The 563-nt window shown below is 45.6% G+C and carries 1 pseudogene; it reads left to right on the forward strand.

Going from position 1 to position 563, the window contains the following annotated elements:
- Nucleotides 1–563: pseudogene (locus ASC50_RS03445) on the forward strand (hypothetical protein); the annotation flags it as partial.

A 563-nucleotide genomic window follows, 5' to 3' on the forward strand; every position in this document is an offset into this window, starting at 1 on the left:
GAAACGCCTTCGTTTGCAACCCAGACTCAAGCAGATGCTCCGGTGGTTTACAATGCCGACCTGCTGTTCCTTATCCAAAAGGCGGAGTTGCGTGCAAGTGAATTGAAAAAAGCAGAACTCGCTGATTGGAGCAAAAAAGTGAAGGATGCAGGATTGTCTAAAGAACAGACAGTTGACGTTGAGATTTCGGCTTACGCATCGCCTGATGGTGGGTTTAAGTTGAACGACAAGTTGGCGGCGCAACGTGAAGTGAACACGAACAAATACCTTGCTGCTGAGTTGAAAAAGAACAAGGTAACAGCACCAATCACGGCAAAATACACTGCACAGGATTGGGATGGATTCAAGGAGTTGGTTCAAAAATCAAACCTCCAAGATAAAGACTTGATTTTGCGCGTGTTGTCTATGTATTCCGACACGGAACAACGCGAGCGTGAAATCAAAAACATCTCCGCTGTGTATTCTACCTTGGCAGAAGAAATTTTGCCTCAATTGCGTCGTTCACGTTTGTCTGCTACGGTCAGAAAAGTGGGCAAAACAGATGCTCAAATCGCATCTTTGGC

This window comes from Candidatus Symbiothrix dinenymphae, assembly GCF_001431085.1.